Source organism: Methylobacterium frigidaeris (genome assembly GCF_022179185.1).
Classification (GTDB): Bacteria; Pseudomonadota; Alphaproteobacteria; order Rhizobiales; family Beijerinckiaceae; genus Methylobacterium; species Methylobacterium frigidaeris.
In genome coordinates this window covers 1-1,511 of sequence record NZ_BPQJ01000115.1, presented here as the reverse complement: position 1 = coordinate 1,511, position 1,511 = coordinate 1, and the positions used below count along the sequence as shown (strand labels likewise).

Annotated in this window: 1 protein-coding gene; it reads right to left on the bottom strand. The window is 66.2% G+C overall.

What is annotated here, in order from left to right; genetic code table 11:
• Nucleotides 1-74: 74 nt before the first annotated feature.
• Nucleotides 75-1,426 (bottom strand): IS481 family transposase gene (locus MFF64_RS36450; protein ID WP_099901208.1). Its coding sequence is split into 2 segments (ribosomal slippage): nt 75-1,090 and nt 1,090-1,426, totalling 1,353 coding nucleotides; the frame shifts between segments, so codons are not numbered across the junction.
• Nucleotides 1,427-1,511 lie beyond the last annotated feature (85 nt).

The following is a 1,511-nucleotide window of genomic DNA, read 5'->3' as shown; positions in this document are numbered from 1 at the left end:
TGTCCGTCGTCAGATGATTTGAGACAGGCTGCGGGCCTCAGGAACGGAGGCACTGGTCCACCTGGGTTGAGAAGTTAGGCAGCCTGCGCGTGGTGGCGCAAGCGGCGGTCGGTGAGAGTCTGGCGCTTGATCCGCTCCCGCTCGCGCAGGATGGCCTCGCCCCGGCCGAAGTAGACGTCGGCCGGCGTGAGATTGTTCAGGCTCTCATGAGCTCGGACGTGGTTGTAGTGCTCCACGAACGCCCCGACCCGCGCCTCCAACTCGCCGGGCAGATAGGCGTGTTCGAGCAGGATGCGGTTCTTCAGCGTCTGGTGCCAGCGCTCGATCTTGCCCTGAGTTTGGGGATGGCGGGGAGCACCGCGGATGTGGGTCATGCCGCGGCTGCCGAGCCAGTCGGCCAGGTCACCCGCGACGTAGCTCGATCCGTTGTCGGTCAGCAGCCGCGGCCGGTGCACCACCTGCACCTGATCGAGCCCGGCGGCGCTGAGCGCCAGGTCGAGCGTGGCAGTGACGTCGCTGGCCTGCATCGTGGCGCACAGCTTCCAGGCCACGATGAAGCGGGAGAAGTCGTCGAGCACCGTCGACAGATAGTACCAGCCCCAGCCGACCACCTTCAGGTAGGTGAAGTCGGTCTGCCAGAGCTGGTTGGGGGCCGTGGTCTTGTCACGGAACTCGTTGGCTGCCTTGACAACGATGTAGGCTGGGCTGGTGATCAGGTCGTGCGCCTTGAGCAGGCGGTAGACCGTGGCTTCCGAGACGAAGGAGCGCTGCTCGTCGGTGAAGCGCACGGCCAGCTCGCGTGGGCTGAGCTCCGGCTGCTCGAGCGCGAGGGCGACGATCTGCTCGCGGATCGCCGTGGGCAGGCGGTTCCAGACCCGGCTGGGCCGAGAGGGTCGGTCGGCCAGGGCCTCGGGTCCCCCTTGCTGGTAGGCGTCGTACCAGCGGTAGAATGTGGCGCGCGGGATGCCGAGTTTCTCCAGGGTGGCGCGCACCGGCAAAGAGGACTGCTCGACCAGCCGGATGATCTCCAGCTTCTCAGAAGCCGAGTACCTCATGCCTCGTCTTCCCCAGCTCCGCTCATACTTTTTTTGAGCAGGCGGTTTTCCAGGGTGAGATCGGCCACGACCTCCTTGAGGGCACGAGCCTCACGGCGCAGGTCCTTGACCTCGTCCGAGGTGGCGGCGCGGGCCGTGTCGCCGGCCAGCCGCTTCTTGCCCGCTTCCAGGAACTCCTTGGACCAGCCGTAGTACATCGAGGTGGCAATGCCTTCGCGTCGGCACAGCTCTGCGATGCTGTCCTCGCCGCGCAGGCCCTCCAGCACGATGCGGATCTTCTCCTCGGCCGAGAACTGGCGGCGGGTGGCGCGGCGGATGTCCTTGATCACCGCCTCTGCCGGCTTCCGTGCCGGCCCGGATGTCTGCTTCATCTTCGCTCCTTGGGGGCTACGATGAACCAGTCATCCTCCGTTCGTGAAGGGCCTCACTCTGTCTCACGGGCGCTGACGGCGGACA